This is a genomic window from Chthonobacter rhizosphaerae (genome assembly GCF_013839525.1).
GTDB lineage: Bacteria > Pseudomonadota > Alphaproteobacteria > Rhizobiales > Pleomorphomonadaceae > Chthonobacter > Chthonobacter rhizosphaerae.
The window spans coordinates 346,006-365,585 of record NZ_JACDIS010000002.1; the positions used below are offsets into that span (position 1 = coordinate 346,006).

General features: G+C 69.3%; 17 protein-coding genes. 1 reads left to right on the top strand and 16 read right to left on the bottom strand.

From position 1 onward, the window contains the following. Positions 1-2: 2 nt before the first annotated feature. The 8 genes from glgA to HND91_RS05420 form a co-directional block, all read right to left on the bottom strand. Positions 3-1,454 (bottom strand): glycogen synthase GlgA, encoded by a 1,452-nt coding sequence (glgA, locus tag HND91_RS05385; protein WP_181705502.1) that lies wholly within the window; start codon positions 1,452-1,454, stop codon positions 3-5. A 462-nt stretch (positions 1,455-1,916) separates the two neighbouring features. Then, positions 1,917-3,185, bottom strand: coding sequence for a glucose-1-phosphate adenylyltransferase (glgC, locus tag HND91_RS05390; protein ID WP_181705503.1), 1,269 nt, complete (start codon positions 3,183-3,185; stop codon positions 1,917-1,919). A gap of 255 nt (positions 3,186-3,440) precedes the next feature. Beyond that, positions 3,441-4,151 (bottom strand): L,D-transpeptidase, encoded by a 711-nt coding sequence (locus HND91_RS05395; RefSeq protein WP_181705504.1) that lies wholly within the window; start codon positions 4,149-4,151, stop codon positions 3,441-3,443. A gap of 179 nt (positions 4,152-4,330) precedes the next feature. Continuing rightward, positions 4,331-4,495 carry a hypothetical protein gene (locus HND91_RS05400; RefSeq protein WP_181705505.1) on the bottom strand — a complete coding sequence of 55 codons (165 nt, stop codon included), beginning with the start codon at positions 4,493-4,495 and terminating at the stop codon, positions 4,331-4,333. Positions 4,496-4,553: 58 nt separating this feature from the next. After that, positions 4,554-5,954, bottom strand: a complete 1,401-nt coding sequence (der, locus tag HND91_RS05405; protein WP_181705684.1) for a ribosome biogenesis GTPase Der — start codon at positions 5,952-5,954, stop codon at positions 4,554-4,556. A 169-nt stretch (positions 5,955-6,123) separates the two neighbouring features. Beyond that, a complete protein-coding gene (locus HND91_RS05410) occupies positions 6,124-7,497 on the bottom strand; it encodes an outer membrane protein assembly factor BamB family protein (RefSeq protein ID WP_181705506.1) in 1,374 nt (457 codons plus the stop codon). After that, positions 7,494-8,177, bottom strand: a complete 684-nt coding sequence (locus HND91_RS05415; protein ID WP_181705507.1) for a tetratricopeptide repeat protein — start codon at positions 8,175-8,177, stop codon at positions 7,494-7,496. Before HND91_RS05415 ends, HND91_RS05410 begins: the two co-directional genes overlap by 4 nt. A gap of 123 nt (positions 8,178-8,300) precedes the next feature. Then, on the bottom strand, positions 8,301-8,873 hold the full coding sequence (locus tag HND91_RS05420; protein WP_181705508.1) for an NnrU family protein: 573 nt from the start codon (positions 8,871-8,873) through the stop codon (positions 8,301-8,303). 125 nt (positions 8,874-8,998) lie between these two features. Between HND91_RS05420 and HND91_RS23330 the strand changes: the two genes are divergently transcribed. Further along, on the top strand, positions 8,999-9,616 hold the full coding sequence (locus HND91_RS23330; RefSeq protein WP_425485421.1) for a L,D-transpeptidase: 618 nt from the start codon (positions 8,999-9,001) through the stop codon (positions 9,614-9,616). Positions 9,617-9,833: 217 nt separating this feature from the next. Here HND91_RS23330 and HND91_RS05430 read toward each other — a convergent pair whose 3' ends face one another. The 8 genes from HND91_RS05430 to HND91_RS05465 form a co-directional block, all read right to left on the bottom strand. Next, positions 9,834-10,268, bottom strand: coding sequence for a YciI family protein (locus tag HND91_RS05430; protein WP_181705509.1), 435 nt, complete (start codon positions 10,266-10,268; stop codon positions 9,834-9,836). Between the two features lie 138 nt (positions 10,269-10,406). Next, positions 10,407-12,704: a polysaccharide biosynthesis tyrosine autokinase gene (locus HND91_RS05435; RefSeq protein ID WP_181705510.1), complete on the bottom strand. Its 2,298-nt coding sequence runs from the start codon at positions 12,702-12,704 to the stop codon at positions 10,407-10,409. Positions 12,705-13,007: 303 nt separating this feature from the next. Continuing rightward, positions 13,008-14,186 carry a glycosyltransferase gene (locus HND91_RS05440; RefSeq protein WP_181705511.1) on the bottom strand — a complete coding sequence of 393 codons (1,179 nt, stop codon included), beginning with the start codon at positions 14,184-14,186 and terminating at the stop codon, positions 13,008-13,010. After that, positions 14,183-15,469, bottom strand: coding sequence for a hypothetical protein (locus HND91_RS05445; protein WP_181705512.1), 1,287 nt, complete (start codon positions 15,467-15,469; stop codon positions 14,183-14,185). Before HND91_RS05445 ends, HND91_RS05440 begins: the two co-directional genes overlap by 4 nt. Before the next feature lie 97 nt (positions 15,470-15,566). Further along, a complete protein-coding gene (locus HND91_RS05450; protein WP_181705513.1) occupies positions 15,567-16,484 on the bottom strand; it encodes a sulfotransferase family protein in 918 nt (305 codons plus the stop codon). Further along, positions 16,474-17,397, bottom strand: a complete 924-nt coding sequence (locus HND91_RS05455; RefSeq protein WP_181705514.1) for a sulfotransferase family protein — start codon at positions 17,395-17,397, stop codon at positions 16,474-16,476. Before HND91_RS05455 ends, HND91_RS05450 begins: the two co-directional genes overlap by 11 nt. A gap of 3 nt (positions 17,398-17,400) precedes the next feature. After that, positions 17,401-18,249 (bottom strand): sulfotransferase domain-containing protein, encoded by an 849-nt coding sequence (locus tag HND91_RS05460; protein WP_181705515.1) that lies wholly within the window; start codon positions 18,247-18,249, stop codon positions 17,401-17,403. After that, entirely contained in the window at positions 18,246-19,565 is a 1,320-nt protein-coding gene (locus tag HND91_RS05465; protein WP_210272593.1) for a lipopolysaccharide biosynthesis protein, read from the bottom strand. Before HND91_RS05465 ends, HND91_RS05460 begins: the two co-directional genes overlap by 4 nt. Between the last annotated feature and the right edge of the window lie 15 nt (positions 19,566-19,580).

Here is a 19,580-nt window from a genome sequence, read left to right on the forward strand (position 1 = left end):
CGTCAGACGGGGCGCCGGCCGAGGAGATCATCGTAGAGCGCCTTGTATTCGGCGGCCGAGGCCTCCCACCCGACCGGGTGGGCCATGGCCTTGGCCTGGATCTTCTTCCACGTCCGGCGATCGTGCCAGAGAGCGAACGCCCGTTCGAGCGCGAAACCGAGACCGGCCGCGGTGACGGGCGAGAACTGGAGCCCGGTGGCGCAGCCGGTGCGGAGCGCCGCCTCGTTGGCGTCGATCACCGTGTCGGCGAGGCCGCCCGTGCGGGACACGATGGGCAGCGTGCCGTAGCGCAGGCCGTAGAGCTGGGTGAGGCCGCAGGGCTCGAAGCGGGACGGAATCAGGATGGCGTCGGCGCCGGCCTGGAGACCGTGGGCGAGCGTCTCGTCATACCCGATATGGGCGGCGACCTTGCCGGGATAGCGGCCGACCGCCTCGGAAAAGCGGCGCTCCAGCCCCGGTTCGCCGGTGCCGAGGACAGCGAGCTGGCCGCCGCGGGCCACGATGGCGTCGAGGTGCGGCAGCACAAGGTCGAGGCCCTTCTGGCCGGTGAGCCGGCTGATCACGGCGAAAAGCAGGGCCTCCGGGTCGTCGGAGAGGCCGAGGCGTCGCTGCAGGTCGGACTTGCAGCGCGCCTTGCCCTGGAGCTTGCGGACCGAATAGACGGCCGGGAGCAGCGGGTCGGTCTCCGGGTCCCACTCGCCGTCGTCGATGCCGTTGACGATGCCGCTGAGGACGTCCGCCCGCTCGTTGAGAATGCCCTCCATGCCGAGGCCGTATTCCGGCGTGCGGAGTTCGCGCGCATAGGTGGGGCTGACGGTGGTGAGCCGGTCGGCGAAGACGAGGCCCGCCTTCATGAAGGAGGCGTTGCCGTAGAACTCGACGCCGGCGGGCGAGAAGAACCAGCCCGGCAGGCCGAGGCCGGCGAATTCGCTGGCCGAGCAGAGGCCCTGGAAGGCGATGTTGTGGATGGTGAAGACCGTGCGCGGGTGCGGGTCCTCCGATGTGGCGAAATAGGCCGGCACCAGGCCCGCCTGCCAGTCGTGGGCGTGGATCACCTCAGGATGCCAGCCGCTGGCGCCGAAGCGGCCGACCGCGGCGCCGATCGCCCCGAGGGCGGCGAACCGGCGCGGATTGTCGGACCAGTCGCGGCCGTCGACCCCGGCGTAGATTCCGCCGGGACGGTCGTAGAGGTGTCCGGCCTCGAGCGCCATGACGGGGAGCCCGTCGCGGGTGGAGCCGAGGAGCAGGCGTCCGGGGCCGCCGAACACGTCCGGATAGGCGGCGACTTCGTGCACGCCCTCCAGCTTGTCGAGAACGCCCCGATAGGCCGGGATCATGACACGGACGTCGGCGCCGAGGCGCGCCAGGGCCAGCGGCAGGGCGCCGACCACGTCGGCGAGGCCGCCCGTCTTGACGAGCGGGTAGCATTCGGAGGCGACGAAGAGGATGCGCACGGAAGGACGCTCCTGTCAGAGGCTGGCCGGTCGCGCGCCGGCGGAGGCCGGCCGGGAACCGATGAGGGCCGATCGCGGACCGGCGGAGGCCGGCCCCGAACCGTTCGGGGTGAGCCGCGGACCGGCCGGTGCCGGTCGCGGACGCGCGGCATCCGTGGCTGGTGGTGTCTCCCAGTGTGTCAGTGTCCGCCCCGCCCTCTGGTGGCCGGGCGCCGTGACGCGCCCGTCCCATCCCCGATCCCGTGTCGCCGCGAGCGGGCGTTTCCGCGCGCCGCAGCCTTCTGGTGAACGAGGCGGCTCCCGTCCGGAGCCGCACCGCTCAAGCTATGCACGGAGAATGCGACAGAACGGTTGCCATTCCGTCGCCATCAGCTCCGCGATTGTCCGGTCTCGTCGCCGGACCCGTCCGCCGGCGGGGCGCCCCTGCCCCGCCTCGCCGTCGGCGATCCGCCGACCTGCGTCTCAGACGGCGATCTTGTCGATCATCTGCTGGGTAACCAGGCAGATGCCGCCTTCGCTGCGGCGGAACCGGCGGGCATCTTCCTCCGGGTTCTCGCCGATCACAAGCCCCGGCGGGATGACGACGCCACGGTCGATGACGCAGCGCTTCAGGCGCGCGCCCCGGTTGACGGTGACGTACGGCATCACCACGCAGTGCTCCAGGTCCGAGAAGGAGTGGGCGTGGACGCCGGTGAAGAGCAGCGACTTGTCGATGCGCGAGCCGGAGATGATGCAGGCCCCCGACACCAGCGACGACGTGGCCATGCCGCGACGGCCGTCCTCGTCGTGGACGAACTTGGCCGGCGGCACGATCTCCGCATAGGTCCAGATCGGCCAGTCGCGGTCGTAGAGGTCGAGCGCCGGGACGAAGTCGGTGAGGTCGATGTTGGCTTCCCAGAAGGCGTCGATGGTGCCGACGTCGCGCCAGTAGGGCTCCTCCTCGGTGGTGGAGCGCACGCAGCTTTCGGAGAACTGGTGGGCGACCGCCTTCCCGTTCTTGACGATGTGCGGGATGATGTCCTTGCCGAAGTCGTGGCTGGAGTTGGGATCGCCCTCGTCCTGGCGCAGAAGATCGAGCAGGAAGTCCGTCTTGAAGACGTAGATGCCCATGGAGGCGAGGGCCACGTCCGGCTTGCCGGGCATGGGCGGCGGGTCGGCCGGCTTTTCCACGAAGGCGAGGATGCGGCCGGTCTCGTCGATGTGCATGACGCCGAAGCCGGTGGCCTCCATGCGCGGGACCTCGATGCAGCCCACGGTCACGTCCGCATCGGACGTGCAGTGCTGCTCCAGCATGATCTCGTAGTCCTGCTTGTAGATGTGGTCGCCGGCCAGGATGATGATGTATTCGGGCGCGTAGCTCTCGATGATGTCGATGTTCTGGGTCACCGCGTCGGCGGTGCCGAGATACCACTTGTCCTCGGCGACGCGCTGCGACGCCGGCAGGATGTCGAAGCTCTCGTTGCGCTCGGGCCGGAAGAAGTTCCAGCCGTTCTGGAGGTGCCGGATCAGGCTGTGCGCCTTGTACTGGGTGGCGACGGAGATGCGCCGGATGCCCGAGTTGAGCGCGTTCGAGAGGGCGAAGTCGATGATGCGGCTCTTGCCGCCGAAATAGACGGCCGGCTTGGCGCGCCGGTCGGTGAGTTCCTTCAGCCGGCTCCCCCGTCCGCCGGCGAGCACGAAGGCCATGGCGGAGCGCGCCAGACGTCGCTGGCCCCGATGTTCGTCCCTCATCCCTTCCTCCCGTCGATTGCGGTTCGTGGACGGCCGTCCAGGACGATCGCCCATGCCGCGATTCGCTTCGGCGATGGTCGCATGCTTCGCCGAGTCCACTATGGCGGTTCGCCAGCGGTTTGTCTTCCCTCGGGAAACCGATCAAGACGCGCGCATATGACCCGGAAAAGGATTAAGAAACAAAGCGGTGCCCCGCCCGCCGGATGGTGCCGGACGGTCGGGGCGGGACAGCTGCGGCAGAGCCGGAGCCGAAGCTCAGGAGAAGTAGGGGTTGCCTTCCAGGACCACCACCTCGGTGCCGGTCGGCACGCGGCGGTAGAGGTCGATGGCGTCCTGGTTGATCATCCGGATGCAGCCGGACGACACGTTGGAGCCGATCGTCCAGGGCTCGTTCGTGCCGTGGATGCGGTAGAGCGTGTCGCGGCCACCTTGGTAGAGGTAGAGGGCGCGGGCGCCGAGCGGGTTCTGCAGGCCGCCGGGCATGCCGTCGGCCCAGAGCTTGGCCTTCTCGTCGCGGGCCTGCATCTCCACCGGCGGATGCCAGCTCGGCCATTCGGCCTTGCGGCGGATCACCGCCCTACCCGACCAGCCGAAGCCCTCGCGCCCGACGCCGATGCCGTAGCGCATGGCGCGCCCGTCCGGCTGGACGAGGTAGAGGTACTTGTCGTGCGGCTCGATGACGATCGTGCCGGGCGCCTCTTCGGAGTCGTAGCCGACCTCGCGGCGGAAGTAGCGCGGGTCGATCTGGCGCAGGTCGATGGCCGGAATCGGGAACTGCTCGTCCGGCATCGCGCCGTACATGGACAGGTATTGCGGGTCGCGGCGGGGATCGGTGACGACCGGCACCATGGGCACGCCGCCACCGGCGCAGGCGGACAGGGCAAGCGGAAGACCGGCGAGAAAAACGCGACGCGAAACCGCCGACCGGCGGGACTGTTCGACGATCGGCAGGGACTTGTTGGTCATTGTGAACCTTCTGAGGCGCAAGCGTGACGGACGTGCGTTCATCCGCTGAACGTTGCCACATTGCAGGCGGTTCAATTGTTAGAGCGTCACATGGACGTGAGGTAAACAGCCGCCGTCCACGTGCCCGACGAGTGTTGCTGCGCCGCAACGATCATCGACCGCGGTCCGCGCAGGGCGCTTCAGGCCTCGGCGGCGGCGGCGTCGTCGCCCTCGGTCCAGCCGGAGAGGTCGAGCTCGGCCGTCGTGATCGCGAACACCGGCGGGGCGAAGGTCGGGATGACCGCCTCCTGCGGAGAGGATACACGAACGGACCGATAGCCGTCCGGCGCGGGGTCGCGATGCACGTGCACTTCCATGCGGACGGCGCCGGCGCGAACGGGTTTCACGGCCGGCGGCGACCGGTCAGTCCTTGCTGTCGTAGGGGTTGTCGCCGGTGGAGCGCATCTGGATGCGGATCGGCACGCCGGGCATGTCGAAGGTTTCGCGCAGGCCGTTGACCAGATAGCGCATGTAGCTCTCCGGCATGGCCTCCGGGCGGGTGCCGAACAGGACGAAGAAGGGCGGACGCGTCTTCGCCTGGGTCATGTAGCGGATCTTCAAGCGGCGGCCGGACACGGCCGGGGGCGGATGATGCTCGATCAGCGCCGACAGCCAGCGGTTCAGGCGGCCGGTGGAGATGCGGGTGTTCCAGAGGTCGTAGGCCTTGACGCAGGCGTCCATCAGGCGGTCGAGGCCCTGGCCGGCGAGGCCGGAGACGGGGACGAGCTGCAGCCCGCGAGCCTGCGGGAGCAGCCGGTCGGCCTCCTCGCGCAGTTCCTTCATCTTGGCGCTGCGGTCCTCGATGAGGTCCCACTTGTTGAGGCCGATAATGATCGCCCTGCCCTCGCGGATGACGAGGTCGGCGATCTGGAGGTCCTGCTTCTCGAACGGGATGGTGGCGTCGAGGAGGACGACAACCACTTCGGCGAACTTGATGGCGCGGAGCGCGTCGGCGACGGAGAGCTTCTCCAGCTTGGCGGAGACGCGCGACTTGCGGCGCAGGCCCGCGGTGTCGAAGAGCTTCACCTCGCGGCCCTTCCAGGACCAGTCCACGGCGATGGAGTCGCGGGTGATGCCGGCCTCGGGGCCGGTGAGGAGCCGGTCCTCGCCGACGAGGCGGTTGATGAGCGTGGACTTGCCGGCGTTCGGGCGGCCGACCACGGCGATGCGGAGGGGGCGCACCGGATCGTCCACGATCGCGTTGCCCTCCTCGTCGAGGTCGATGCCGGTGACCGCCTCGTCGGAGAAGTCGGGCGGGGCGTCCGGCTGGGCGTCGATGATCGGGCGGAGCGCGTCGTAGAGGTCGGCGAGGCCCTCGCCGTGCTCTGCGGAGAGGGCGATGGGCTCGCCGAGGCCGAGCTCGAACGCCTCCATGATGCCGGGCTCGGCCTGCCGGCCCTCCGCCTTGTTGGCGACCAGGATGACCGGCCGGTCGATGCGGCGGACCACTTCGGAGAAGTGCTTGTCGAGGGGCGTCAGGCCGGACCGCGCGTCGATGACGAACAGGATGGCCGAGGCTTCCTTGATGGCGGTCTCCGTCTGGGCACGCATGCGGCCCTCCAGGCTCTCCGGATCCGCCTCCTCCAGGCCGGCGGTGTCGATCACCTGGAAGCGCAGGTCGCCGAGCTTGGCGTCGCCGATGCGCCGGTCGCGGGTGACGCCGGGCGTGTCGTCCACGAGCGCGAGCTTCTTGCCGACGAGGCGGTTGAAGAGCGTGGACTTGCCGACGTTCGGCCGGCCGATGATGGCGACGGTCGGGGTCATGGGCATGTCGGGAACTCCTCCTGGAGGCGGTGCGGCGCCGTTCGCGGCCGCAGCCTCAACAAACAAACGAGAACGGCACCCGGTCGCCCGGCGGGGCGTCCTTGCGGGTGCCGTGGATCATCCGGGTCGGAGACAACGGCGAAACCCGCCGGTCGATCCCCGCCGCGGTTCAGTTCAGCGCCACCAGCGACCCGTCGCCACCGAGGACGACGACGGTGCCGCCGGCCGCGACGGGCGCGATGACGCCCTCGACGCCGATCGCCGCCGTGGTGCCGGCGACGCCGGACACCGCGTCGACCGTGATGAGCTTGCCATCCACCGAGACGAGCCAGAGGCGGCCGCTGCCGAGGAGCGGGCCGGCCCAGCTGGTGCGGGTCTTCTTGTCGCGGACGACGGGGAGCTGGGTGGCCCAGAGCACGTCGCCGGACGACCGGTCGAGCGCCACGAGGCGATCGTCGAGGTCGACCAGGAAGACCGCGCCGCCGGAGACCACCGGCATGTGGGCGCTGCCGATGTCCTTGGCCCAGATCTCCTCGCCGGTGGCGAGGCGCACCGCGATGACGCGGCCGCTGATGCCGGTGGCATAGACGACGCCGTCGTTGATCACCGGGCTGGCGGACGCGTCCTGGATGCCGGTGACGGCGGCCGTGCGGGCTCCGCCGCCGACGGACGCGCCCCACTTCTGCTCGCCGGTGGCGACGTCGAAGGCGAGGATTTCGCCGCTGGACGACGGCACGATCACCAGCCCGCCGCCGACGGCGGGGCTGGCCGCGCCGACGAGGCTGGCGCCGGAGCCGCTGGTGGTGCCGGTCCACAGGATCTTGCCGGTGGCGGCGTCGACCGCGTGGACGCTGTTGGAGCGGGTGACGACGAACACCTTGCCGCCGCTCGCCGTGGGAGCGCCCCGGGCCGGGCCGGTGAGACGCGAGCGCCAGACCTCGGCGCCGGAGGCGGCGTCGAGAGCGACGAGCTCGCCGTAGCCGGTGGCGGCGAAGACGCGGCCGGCCTCGCTGGCGACGCCGCCGCCGGACACCGCGGCGTCCTCCCCGTCCGGACTGACGTCCGCCGACCAGGCGCGGCCGCCGTTGGCGAGGCCGTGGGCGCTGACGACGCCGGTTGGGCTGTAGGCGTAGATGCGGCCGCCCGCGATCACGGGCCGGGCGGCGACGCGGATGCCGGCGGACGAGCCCAGCCCGAAGCCGAAACCGCTGCCGGACCCGGAGCTGCCGGCCTTGACGGCGAACGCGCGGGCGCCGGTGCCGTTGACGGCCACGTTGCCGGGATTGTTGCCGGCCGTGCCGCCGGGCTGGGACCAATCGGCGAGCGCGGTGGCCTGGCCGATGACCGCCGGGCGGCCGGTGCTGGCGGCGACCGGGTCGGAGCCGGGGAGCACGGCGCGGCGGGCGCCGGGCAGAACCTGCTCCTCCTGCTTGAACGGATTGAGGCCGGACAGGGTCTCGCCCGGGCCGTCCGCGCAGGAGGCGAGACCGACCGCGGCGGCGAGGAGCACGAGCGCGCCCGCGCGATGCGGCCGGATGGTCATGACGCGGTCTCCGGCGCCTTGGTCTCGGCGGGGCCCTTCTCGGCGTCGATGATGGCGCGCAGGATCTCCGCCCGGGAGCGGATGTCCTGGGAGAGCGCCGGGTCGGCGAGGACGGCCTCCACGCGGGTGCGCGCCTCGGCCCAGTCGCCGGCCTTGATGGCAGCGAGCGCGATCAGTTCGCCGGCGGCGTTGCGCCAGGAGTTGGTGGGCGCGGCGAGCGGTTCCAGGCGGGCCTTCACGGCCGCGAGGTCCTCCACGTCGAGCGCCAGCATGGCGGCGCGGATGCGGGCGAGGTCGCGCAGGTCGGTCGGGACGGCGGCGGCGTCGGCGAGCGCCTGGAACGCCTCGATGGCGCCCGGCACCTCGCCGGCCTTCGCCTTCTCGGAGGCGGCGCGGAAGCGGGCGAGCACCCTGTAGCCGTCGGGGGCGTCGGACGCGAAGGCGAGCAGGCGCTCGGCCGCGGCGGCGGGATCCGCCTCGGCGTCCTTCAGGGCCGTCATGTAGGCGCTGCCTGCCTCGGCGGCGCGCGTGGCGGCGTAGTGCTCCCAGATCCGCCAGCCGGCGACGCCGACGACGATCAGCACCGCGATGGCGATGATGACCACGCCGTAGCGCTGCCAGATCTTCTTCATTTGCTCGCGCCGAAGGTCTTCGCCGACCTCGTCGAAGATGTCCGCCATCTTGGAACCCGTGTCCTTCCCCTGTGGGCGCGCGCTTTCCGCCGGCGCGGGCCTCGGTTCCACGCGTTTACAGGGTTTCTTCAGCCGCGCCAACCTGAGCGCGGCGGTGCCGACGCGAAAACGTCACGCGAGCGGCGCGACGCCGAACAGGGCCTCGTGGGCCCAGAGCACGAACAGCCCGTAGAGCGCGAGGCCGCCGAGTACCGCGATGCCGTCGTTGAGCGGCCCTCCGGGCGCGCCGACCGACGCCTGCCGGGGGTGCCGCTTGATCGAGATGCGGTCGACCACCGCCCAGGCGAGGAAGCCGCCGAAGAGGACGAGGTCGGCCAGCGTGCCGTTGGCGAGGAGATGGGCGAGCGCCCAGAGCTTCACGGCCACCAGCATGGGGTGCTTCAGCGTCGTCTTGATGCGCCCGGGCAGATAGGCGGCGAGGAGCAGCGGGAAGACCGGCAGCATCAGGAGGAGCGCCAAGTGCCGGGTGGCGGTGGGCGGATCGAAGAGGACGATCGGCGCCTCGCGGGCCGCGCCGTAGCCGATCACCACCAGGACGAGGCCGACGGCCGCGACCACCGAATAGAGAAGCTTCCAGGCCCCCTCGCCCCAGCGGGCGATCGCCGCCTCGCGGGGGGCCGGCGCGACGATGCGGACGGAATGCACGCCGAGGAAGACGAGGAGGCCAAGAAGGAGGAGTGCCATTGTGGTCGGGTCCGTTCACCGTGCCTAAACCGGGATGGTCCGCACATTATACGGTGCGTCAACCGTAAGCTTTAGCGGCGTTTCAATGCATGGCTGCGACCATTTGCAGACCCCCGGTTCCTCAGATGGGTCCGACCATGGTCCGCGCCGCAGCCCTCGTCCTCGCAGCCTCCCTGCCCTGCCTCGGCCTGACCGTCGCCCCGTCCATGGCGGACGTGCGGGCCACGAGCGCCGACCCGGTGCCGACGGCGGACCTGCGCCCGGCCGTGGACCCGGTCGTGGTCGCGAACCTCAGGCCCTCGGTGGACCCGCTGGCGGAGATGGCGCCGCTGGCCGAGGAGCCGCGCCCCCAGCCGGCCCTGGCCGACCGGATCGCCATGCGGCCGAAGCTCGTCGCCAAGGTCAGCCTGTCCCGGCAGACCATGACGGTGCTGGTGGACGGCGAGGTGGCGCACACCTGGGAGGTTTCCACCGCCGGCAAGGGCTACCGGACGCCGAAGGGCGTTTGGACCCCCTATCGCATGCACACGATGTGGTACTCGCGCACATACGACAACGCGCCGATGCCGCACTCCATCTTCTTCACCGGCGGCTACGCGATCCACGCGACGCCGCACCTGAAGCGGCTGGGCACGCCGGCCTCGCACGGTTGCGTGCGGCTTCACCCGGACAATGCCAGGATCCTGTTCAAGCTGGCCAAGACCTTCGGCCGCGACCGGATGCGGGTGGTGGTGGAAAACTGAGCCGGACGATGGCACGCGCTGGCGCGGCCGGCGCGAGCGACGGGCGCGGGACACGGGCCCGCGCCTGCCCGAACGGTTGCGGCGCGCCGGGCAGGCCTGTCTCCTAGAGCGCTTTCCGACCTGACGGAATCGTCAGGTCGACAAGAAAACGCTCCGGATTCAATAAGCTGGAGCATTCTCTCGGCGATTAAGTCGTGCAACTTGATCGGAGAATGCTCTAGCCTTGTGCGCCTGGCCGGGACGTCTGATCGCGGATGCGGTCTTCAAGCTCGGCCATCTCCGGCGTGTAGGCCTCGCCGAAGTCGGCGGCTTCGAAGATGGGGCGGATCTCGATCTCGCTGCGACCCGGCATGGGGTTCGGGCAGCGCTTCAGCCAGTCCACGGCTTCGGCCATGTCCTTCACCTGCCAGATCCAGAAGCCGGCCACGAGGTCGCCGGTCGCGCCGAACGGCCCGTCCACCACGGCGCGATCCGGCCCGTCGAACACGACCCGCTTGCCCTTGGAGGACGGGTGCAGGCCCTCCCCGGCGAGCATGACGCCGGCGTTCGCGAGCTCGACGTTGTAGCGGCCCATCGCTTCAAGAAGCTCGCTCGACGGCACGACGCCAGCCTCGCTCTCGGCCGTCGCCTTCACCAGAACCATCACACGCATGTGTCTCTCCCCGGATGACCGGAGCCCTGATCGGCCCCTGTGACCCGAGGACGGCGGAGGCGGCGCCGATCCGACACGCGTCGGCGACTTTCTTCCGGACCCGGCGGCCCTGACGGCGAGCGGGCGTCGACGCCGGGGTCAGGAGCGCTCGGCGTAGTAGGCGGAGCGGCCGGAATAGAGGTAGCCGTCGCCCCGGAATTGCTCGTACTTCCGCTGGACCTGCATATCGACCTTGTTCAGGACCACGCCGAGGCACTTGCGGCGGAGGCGTTCGTCCTGGACGAAGATGTCGCGAACGGCCTGACGGGGTGTCCGGCCCCATTCGACGACGACCAGGAAGGCGTCGATCCGGTCGGTGATGGCCCGCACGTCGATCACCGGGGCGACGGGCGGCAGATCGACGATGATGTATTCGGACCGTTCGCCGGCGGACGCGAGCAGCGCCTGCATGGCCGGAGAGGCGAGGAGCTCGCCGGTGTGCGAGACGCGCTCGCGGACGACGGCGGGCAGCACGGCAAGTCCCGTTTCCCGCTCGACCAGGAGGCAGGCTTCCAGCGGCTTGCCGTCGACGAGCATGTCCAGGAGGCCGGTCTCCGCGTCCGCCGCGACGGAACGGGTCAGCCCGGGGTTGCGGAGGTCGCAGTCGATCAGCAGGGTCCGGGCGCCGAGATTGGCGAGGAGCGACGCCAGGTTCTTCGAGACCGTGGACTTGCCCTCGCCGGGAAAGGTGGAGATGACGCCGATGACCTTCACCGGCTTTTCCACGAGCATGAGGTCGGCGGCGATCTTGGCGGCCCGAAGGGTCTCGGCGAAGGCCGACAGGGGCGCGTCGAGGGTCTGGCGCATGACGGCGCTGGACGTGCGGATGAACCGGTCGGCGCCGCCGTTCGGCGCAGTCTCCACGGACCGGCGGGGCTGGAGCGGCAGGAGGCCGAGGAATTCCAGCCCGAGCACGCCGCGCACCTGATCGCCGGTGCGCAGGCCCCGATCGCCGAGTTCGCGGATGGCGCCGGCGACCACCCCGGCCATGCCGCCGAGAACCAGGGACAAGGCCAGGATGAGCGGCTTCCTCGGAAAGCTCGGCTCGCTCGGCGGCATCGCCACCGTGATGACACGCGCCTCGCCGACCGGGAAGGACTGTTGCTGCACCGTCTGCTGATGACGCTGCAGGAGGCTTTCGTACAAGGTGCGGTAGCTTTCCGCTTCCCGCTCCAGCTCGCGCAGCGTGACGAGGGTCTCGTTGGTGCCCGCGTTCGCGCCCACCATGGAGGCGAAGCTGGCCTCCACGCTGGCCTGGCGCGTCTTCGCGATCTCGTACTCGCTCCGATAGCTCTGGGCGATGCGGCCGAGCTCGTCGAAAATCACCGTCTGGAACCCGGCCATGTCGCTCTTCAGCTTCACGGCCTGGACGTGCTCCGGCCCGAGAGTCCGGCTGATGTCGGCGTAACGCTTGGCGGCGTCCAGGTACTTGGAGCGGAGATCCGCGATGACGGGGTTGCTGAGCGCCTCGCTGACGGCGGCGTCCAACTGGCCGCTGCTGACGATCTCCTCGATCCGCCGGACCTTCGCCTCGGCCTTGGCGGTGTCCGCGCGGGCGGCCGCCACCTGGGCGTTCATGTCGGTGAGCTGCTGGTCGCCGAGGAGCGTGCCCTTGGAGGCGATCAGGTCGTGCTCCGCCCGGAAGCGCTGGACGGCCAGGTCCGAGTCGAGCGACTTCTGCCGCAGGTCCTGCAGGCGCGACTGCATCCAGTCGCCGGCGCGGCGAGCGGCGTCGAACCGGGCGTCCAGCTGATCGAGCAGATAGGCGTCGCCGAAGCCGTTGCTGATACGCGCCGCCTGTCGAGGATCGGACGACGTGTAGCTGATGTTGATGACGTAGGTCGCGCCGGACCGGGACACCTGGAGATTGGTCTCGATGATCTTCAAGGCCGCGCGCCGCTTCTCCATCTCCACGTCCGAGACGGAGGGCGGTTCGATCCCGAGCGAGCCCTTCAGGTCGATCCAGTCGAACAGCGGCTCGATCGCGCGGTCGATGATGGACTCCTCGATGCCGAGGAATCTCGGATCGTTTGCGAGATCGAGCCGGTCGATCACCGACAGGGCGATCCGTTCGGCCTTCAGAAGCTCGACCTGGCTGTCGATCTTCGCCGTGTCGTAGCGCATGTCGACGCCGGTCTCGCTTTCGGCAAAGCGGATCTGCTGGTCGTCGACGAGAAGCTGGGTGGTGGCGGTGTAGAGCGGCTGACTGCCGAAGATGAAGACGAGGCCGAGAAGAAGGCCTGCGATGCCGCCCGCCACGATGACCGGCATCTGACGCCCGGCGGCCGCGACGAACTGGTCGAGATCGACGGTGAGTTCGTCGAGGGGCTCGGCCGAATGGCCGTAGGCCCGGGAGGTTCCGGACGGCCCAGACGACCCATGGGTTTGCGACGGCATGGAACCCTGATCAGGAGCGGGCTTGCTGGACATGAACACCAAAACGACGATGAGGACTGGAGATGGCGAGGCGGATGCCGGCCATCCGGCCCCGCCGCGCGCCCGGCGAAAGCCGGATATCGTGAGGAGCCGCCGATCGAGCCGACCGCCTGCCCGCGGGTCGGCCGGGGAACGCGGTGGTCGGCATGACGCGCGCATAGGGCGCAAGACCGCCGCCCAAGGACTGTACACCTGTGTCATTTGTTACTAGTTGCCGTCGCGCCGTGCAAGTCGGCGCCCCGCCCCGTGGGCGTCTCGACGGGGTCATGGCGAGTGCGTCTCGACGGCGCGTTCGGCTCGCGCCGGCGACATGCGGTGGGGACGGAGAACGCCCGAGGCGCGGCCGGACGATCGGGCGAGGACCTGGTCGTAGACCTCGGCGGTCCGCTGCGCCATGCGGGCGACGGAGAAGCGCTCCTCGGTGAGACGCCGGCCCGTCCTGCCGAAGGACAAGCGAAGGGCGCGGTCCGCGAGCCGTCGGACCGCATCGGCGCCGGCCGCCCCGTCCTGGCTGGGGAAGAGGAACCCGTTGACCCCGTGGGCGACCACGTCGCGGTTTCCCACCACGTCGGTCGCCACGACCGGAAGCCCTTCCGACATGGCCTCGAGCACCGCGAGCGGCATGCCCTCCCAGCGCGAGGTTGACAGAAAGGCGTGCGCCGTGCGGAACACCGCTCTCGGGGCGGCGCACGGGCCCGCGAAATGGACGCAATCGGCGAGGCCGCGGGCCATGGCCGCCTCCCGGCAGGCGGCCAGACGCTCGCCGGTGCCGAGGACGGTGATCCTGAACGCCGGAGACGCCGGATCGGCCCGGAGCCAGCCCGCGATGTCCAGGATGAGGTCCGGGTTCTTCTGGACGTCGAAGCGGTTGACGGCGACGATATGGAGCCTGTCGTCGGCCGGTTCGGCGGCCCGGAGCGGCGGCGTCGCCACGCCGTTCTCGATGACGCGGAGCTTGGAGGGCGCGACCACGCCCGTGCCGGCGATCTGGCGGCGCTCCCCCTCGGACACGCAGATCGCGGCCGCCGTTCTGAGGCCGAGCAGCGCTTCGACGCCGAGATAGGCGAGCGTCGCCGCGCGACCGTAGCCGCCGACATGCAAGCCGTGGAAGGTGTGCACCGCGGGTTTCCCGGTGAGCGCCGACAGGAGGCGGCCGTAGACGCCGGCTCCCTTGCCGTGGGAGTGGATGAGCGCGACGTCGCGGGCGCGGACCTCGCGCGCGAGGTCCAGGAGGGCGGTCCGGGAGAAGGCCCGGTGCGGGACGTCGACCAGCCGCCCGGCGCCGACGACGCTTGCGAAGCGCTGGCGGTAGGGCTGCTCGTCCGGACAGGCCACGTGAGCCTCGTAGCGGTCCGGCAAGTGCGCGAGCAACTGATGGAGGTGCTCGGGGCCGCCGCCGATGTCGGCTCTGACGGTGATCTGGAGAAGCGCGGCGGGGGTCATGCGAATGAACTCCCGGTGCTTGCGACCCGCACCGGATGGCGGGACCTATCCAAGCGCGCGACAAGGCCGAGGCTGAAGCCGATCAGGTAGGGCGTCGGCGTCAGCCAGAAGCCGCCGCTACCGAAACTGGTGACGAGATAGGCGACCAAGCCGACCTTGTACAACCGAAGTTTCCAGGGTCCCAGGGCGGCGATGATGAAGGCGTAGAACCCGACAAGAACGAATATCCCGTAGTATTGAGCGATGCTGAACGGAAGTACTTCGTACACGGGCATGATCGAGCGGTTCGACATCTCACCTATGAATACGATCGCTATGTTGTCGGACATGCGGCTCAGCCACATGTCGGTCTTCAGCCAGCGCATGTTGTCGGTCAGGTCGCGCTCGAACAGTTTGGCCGAAAGCAGGTCGACGACACCGCATTCACCGCTGTCGCACGCCAGACTGAGCGCAAGCACAAGGCTGAAGAGGACAAGCGCGACGATGATCACGGCAACCAGATATCGACGCGCAAAAAACAGCACGAAGAGCAGATCGATGATCAGGAGCGAGATGTAGCTCGTCGTGCTTGCGCTGTAGAGGACGACGATATGAAGGAATATAAAGCTGACGTACCTCAGGTATATGTTCTTCTCCAGGCTGAAGACGATCGGGAATAGGATGATCAATGCGATCGAGAATAGATTGCCATTCTGATAGGTGCTGAACAATTTGTACGTCTCGCCGCCGAGACGATGGATCACGTTCGACCGAGTGATGATCTCGTCGAACTCGTCGACGTAGTTCGCCGTGACGTACTGGATTGCGACCTGGTCGGCACCGAAGAGCAATTGCAGGAGGGAATATGCGATCAGAAAGTAGAATGCGAAGAGGATGCTGCGGTGCAGGAACTCGTCGTCAATCCTGATCCACTTCATGAAGTAGTAGACGCCGAGTCCCGTGAGTGGAAGAAACAGGAAAAACAGTCGGGCCGCGCGCCGCGCCTGCACTCCGCCGGAGGCTTCCGAAAGGACATGGCCCAGCCATATGACGGACGCCACCAGGATCAAGGCGAGGCCGATCTTCTCGACGCTCCAACCGAAGTGCCTTACCGCCAGCAGCCATCCGACGGCCGACACGATCTGTCCAACTATGACGGATGCATAGATCGGCACATCGCCGCCGACCAGAACGCCGGCTTTCGGAAGCGCCACAACGGAAATCGCGAACAGAACGACGAGTGGCGCGGCGACGTCGACAGTCGGGCCGGCGGGAGACTGGAAGCTGCGCGCGCGTGCGATCATGCCCACTGCCCGAAACGGCCGGAGCCTCGATATGACGGCGCGCCACTCCCGGCAGCCGCATCCGGAAGGGGGCGGAGCGTCGAAGAGGTGGCGGTCGTCATCCTGGCCGCACCCAGTGGGTCAGGTCCCGGCCGAGTTCGTTGGAGAGCAACTCCACGTCCGCCCGGAAGTAGGCCATCATCTCGGCTTTCAGACCGGGCGAGATCGGTTCGCGGTCCTTTCGCTGGTTGAGCCGCTTCTTGATCCATTCGACGGGCGGATAGCGGTTCTCCCAGAGATGGCGGCGGAGACGCAGGACGGGGCGCTCCAGGATCGCCGGCGGCGTCAGGACGGCCTTCGCAAGCCACTCGTAGCGGTGGCCATGCGCCGAGTTGACCGTCTCGAACCTGGTCCGGCCATCGTCCGGCAGGCCGAGGAAGGCGAGCGTCTCCCGGTAGACGCGGCCGGGGTCGCTCTTGAAGTCGTCGAAGACGATGATCCTCACCTGGTCGGCCGGCGCGAGCCGTCTGAGCCGCGCCACCTGGGCGCCGAGGGACGCCACCTCGCCATATTGGAGAAAGGCGGGTTCGCGGCACGCTTTGGGGATGCGATCACCGCGGGCTCTTGCCTCCTGGGCGCGCCAGGCGTCCTCGAAGGAGACGATGTCCTCGTGAAGGGAGTAGCGCTGCTCCATGTGGTAGGCCGGCGCCAGGTCCACCGGATTGCGCAGCATGGCGATGAACTTCGCCGCCGGGTTGAAGGCCAGGATGTTGGCGACGGCGACGGTGGAGCGCAGATACCGGGTGCTGCCCTCGGCAACCACGGTGTGGCGGGCCGGGTCCGCCTTCCGGAACAGGGCGAGGTAGTCGTCGAGATCGCGGAGCGACATCTCGTGCTTCAGGCGCGGAAAATCCGAGCACCAGTAGAAGGGCTCCTTCGGAACGCAGAAGAAGACGTTCTCGTGCGCGGCAAGGTAATGCGCGAGCGCCGAGGTGCCGGTCTTCGGGGCGCCGATAATGAACGTGTCAGGTTTCATCGATCCAGTGCCTCAGGCTTCGTCCGGTCAGCTGTTCGGTGAGAGCGACGTCGGCCGCGAAGGCCCGGCGCAGGTCGAGCGCGAACGACCGCGGGATCGCGGCGCGCGGCCTGTGCTCGGCGATCGCCGCCGTCATGCGGGATTTCAGGGCGGCCGACAGGTGCGCGCGGAGCAGGCGCTTCGCCGACCGGACCAGCGGCTTCAGGATGGCGGGCGGCGCCTGATAGAGGCGCGACAGGCGCCGGAACCGGTTGAAGTGAGCGCCGCCGACCACCGGAAAATCCGTGCGGCCGTCATCGGGCAAGCCGAGGAAGCCGAGCGCGGCGAGGTAGACGGCGCGGGGGTCGCGCGCCATGTCCTCCGTGAAGAGCACGAGCAGCTGCTCCGACCGCACGAGGCTCGTCACCCGCTCCAGCTGCCGACCGAGGCTGGCGACCGCGAGGTACTGGAGTTCCGCCGGCTCCACGCAGGTGGGCGGGACGCGGCGCCCTGCCCGGCGCTCCTGCTGCAGAGACCAGGCGGTCTCGAAGTCCTCGACGTCCTCCTGGTGATTGAAGACCTTCTCCATGTGATAGGCGTGCGCGACCTCCGCCGGGTTGCGCAGGATCACGATGAACCGCGCGTCGGGCGCGAACGCCAGGATGCGGGCCACCGCGACCTCGGAGAGCAGGTAGCTGGTGGATGCGTCGAGGACGATCTTGGCGGATCCCGCGCGCCGGTAGAGGGCGAGGTAGTCGTCGAGCCCGCGCAGACGCACCACGGCTTCGCTGCGCTTCAGGTCCACACTCCAGAACGACGGCTCCTTCGGGTAGCCGAGGAAGACGTCCGGGTGCTCGGACAGGTAGTGGGCGAGCGAGGTGGTGCCGCACTTCGGCCCGCCGATCAGGAAGGTGTTGGGGCGCGGTCCTGCCATGGATCAGGTCCCGCTCTCGAGCCAGCTGGAGAAGGACTTGCCAAACGTCTCGTCCAGCCATGCGAGGTGCGGGGCCGCCAGCGCGCGGATGTCGCGGCGCAGCGCCTCGTCCACCTCGGGCTTGTCCCGCAGGCGGCGATAAAGGACGGCCTGGACCAACGGGTTGAACTTCACCGCCGAGATCAGCCGCTGGCCTCCGTGGCGCTTGAGGCGCTTGGAGGCGATGCTCGCGAGTTTGGCGAGCCAGCGGACCCGCGCGCTCCGGGCCACGTTCACGGGCTGGAGGACCTCCGGAGGAAGCGTGAAGGCCGGGACGCCGAGGAAGCCGGAGAGATCGTCCACCATCGCCTGCGGGCGGCGGGCGAGGTCGTCGAACCGATAGATGTGGATGTTCTCGGGCCCGAACCGCTCCACGTAGGGCTCGATCATGTCGCGGTAGCGAAGCGCGCCGTGGCTGCGCCCCTCCCTGTGCCAGTCCGCGAAGGTGCCGTCGAACTGCCCGCTGCGCCGTGTGAACAGGTAGTCCGAGACGCAGTAGTCGACCGGCTCCCGAAGCCCGATGACGATCTTCACCGGGCCGAGGTCGCGGAGGATCCGGTCCGCGGTCCGCCCGTCGCGCAGATAGCGGTGCGCGATCTCCCCGACCACGCTGTCCGCCGGGGCATCCGCAAAGAAGGAGGCGTACCAGCCGAGGCCCTTGTCGTGGTTGAGGTCGAAAAAGTTGGTCTCCTTCACCGGCGTCACGTAGATGTTCGGATGGGCGTTCAGGGCCTTGAGGAGCCATGTGGTACCGGCCTTGCCGGTTCCGACGTAGATGAAGTCCGGCAGCCGCATGGGAGTTGTTCCGCTCATTTGGGCCTCGCGGCGAGGCTGAGGATGGACGGATCGACCTTGAGCCGAGCCTTCGCCCGGACGACGCAGGCGACGTTCCAGGCGGATTGGCTGAAGGTCAGCGCGAGGGCGGCGCCGATCGGCCCGAGGGCGAGGCCGAGAGGCGCGAGAGCGGCGATCGAGACGCCGTTCACGATGGTGACGATCCGCAGGAAGTGGCGTTCGTCGCCGGTCATCTGCAGGAGCTGGGACGAAGAACCGGACAGGGCGTTGACGAGATAGCCCGCCGACAGGAGGACCAGCGGCCAGTAGGCGCTGCCGTAGCCCTCCCCGAACAGGGCCAGGACGTGGTCGCCCGCCAGGAGGATGAGCGCGAAGAGCACGCCGGTGGGCAGAGCCAGCCCGATCACGATCCGGGTGCACAGCCGCTGAAGTTCGCCCTCGCCGCCCCGATGGTGGCTACGGGAGATCATCGGCGCGGCGATCATGTTGGAGGCGATCAGGAACAGGTTGAGGAGCATCGAGACGCGCAGCGCCGCGAAGAAGGGACCGGTCTGCTCCGGGCTGAGGATCAGGCCGAGCACCACGACCGCCAGATTGGGCGCCGCCATGGTGACGACGCCGCTGGCCCAGAGACCCCACATGGCCTGGCGCCACGACGGGCGATCGCTCATGTCGGCCGGGCGCGTCAGGAGCGTCGTGGGACGGGTCACCGGGTGGGCGAAGGCCTGTCCGACAAGGATGGCGGCCAGGATGCCGCCGATCAGGAACAGGCCGCCGGCGGCGTCGAGCATGGGCATCACGCCGGCGGCGGACCCGAGCGCCGCCACCACGACGCTCGCCCGCCAGAGGATGTCGTTCGGCGCGAGGGCGAGAACCATGCCGCCCACGGCGCGGAGCACGTGCGCCTGATATTCGGCGAAGCCGAGCATGAGCGCGAAAAGGCCGGCGGCGACCAGGTAGCCGCGCGGCTCCAGCCCCGGAAGGATGAGAGCGACCAGAACCGTCGCGGTGGCGCAGAGGCCGCAGCCGAGCGCCACGAGACGGTAGCCGTCGCGGACCACGCCGGTGAGCTTGGCGGTCGCGCCGTCGTGATCGTAGACCGGCGCGAACCGCAGCACCAGGGTGCGCTGGCCGAGGCTGCCGACGGCGGCCAGCAGGGTGGCGAGCGAGAAGCCGAAGCCGAACCGTCCGAAGTCGTCCGCGCTCATGGCGCGGGCGAGGACCAGGAGCATCAGGAAGGACAGGCCGGCCGACCCCACCTTGATGACGAGCGCGGCGAGACCGCCCTTCATCAACCGGCGCGACAGCTCGTCGCCGACCAGCCGGTCGGCCAAGCGCCGGGCTCGTGC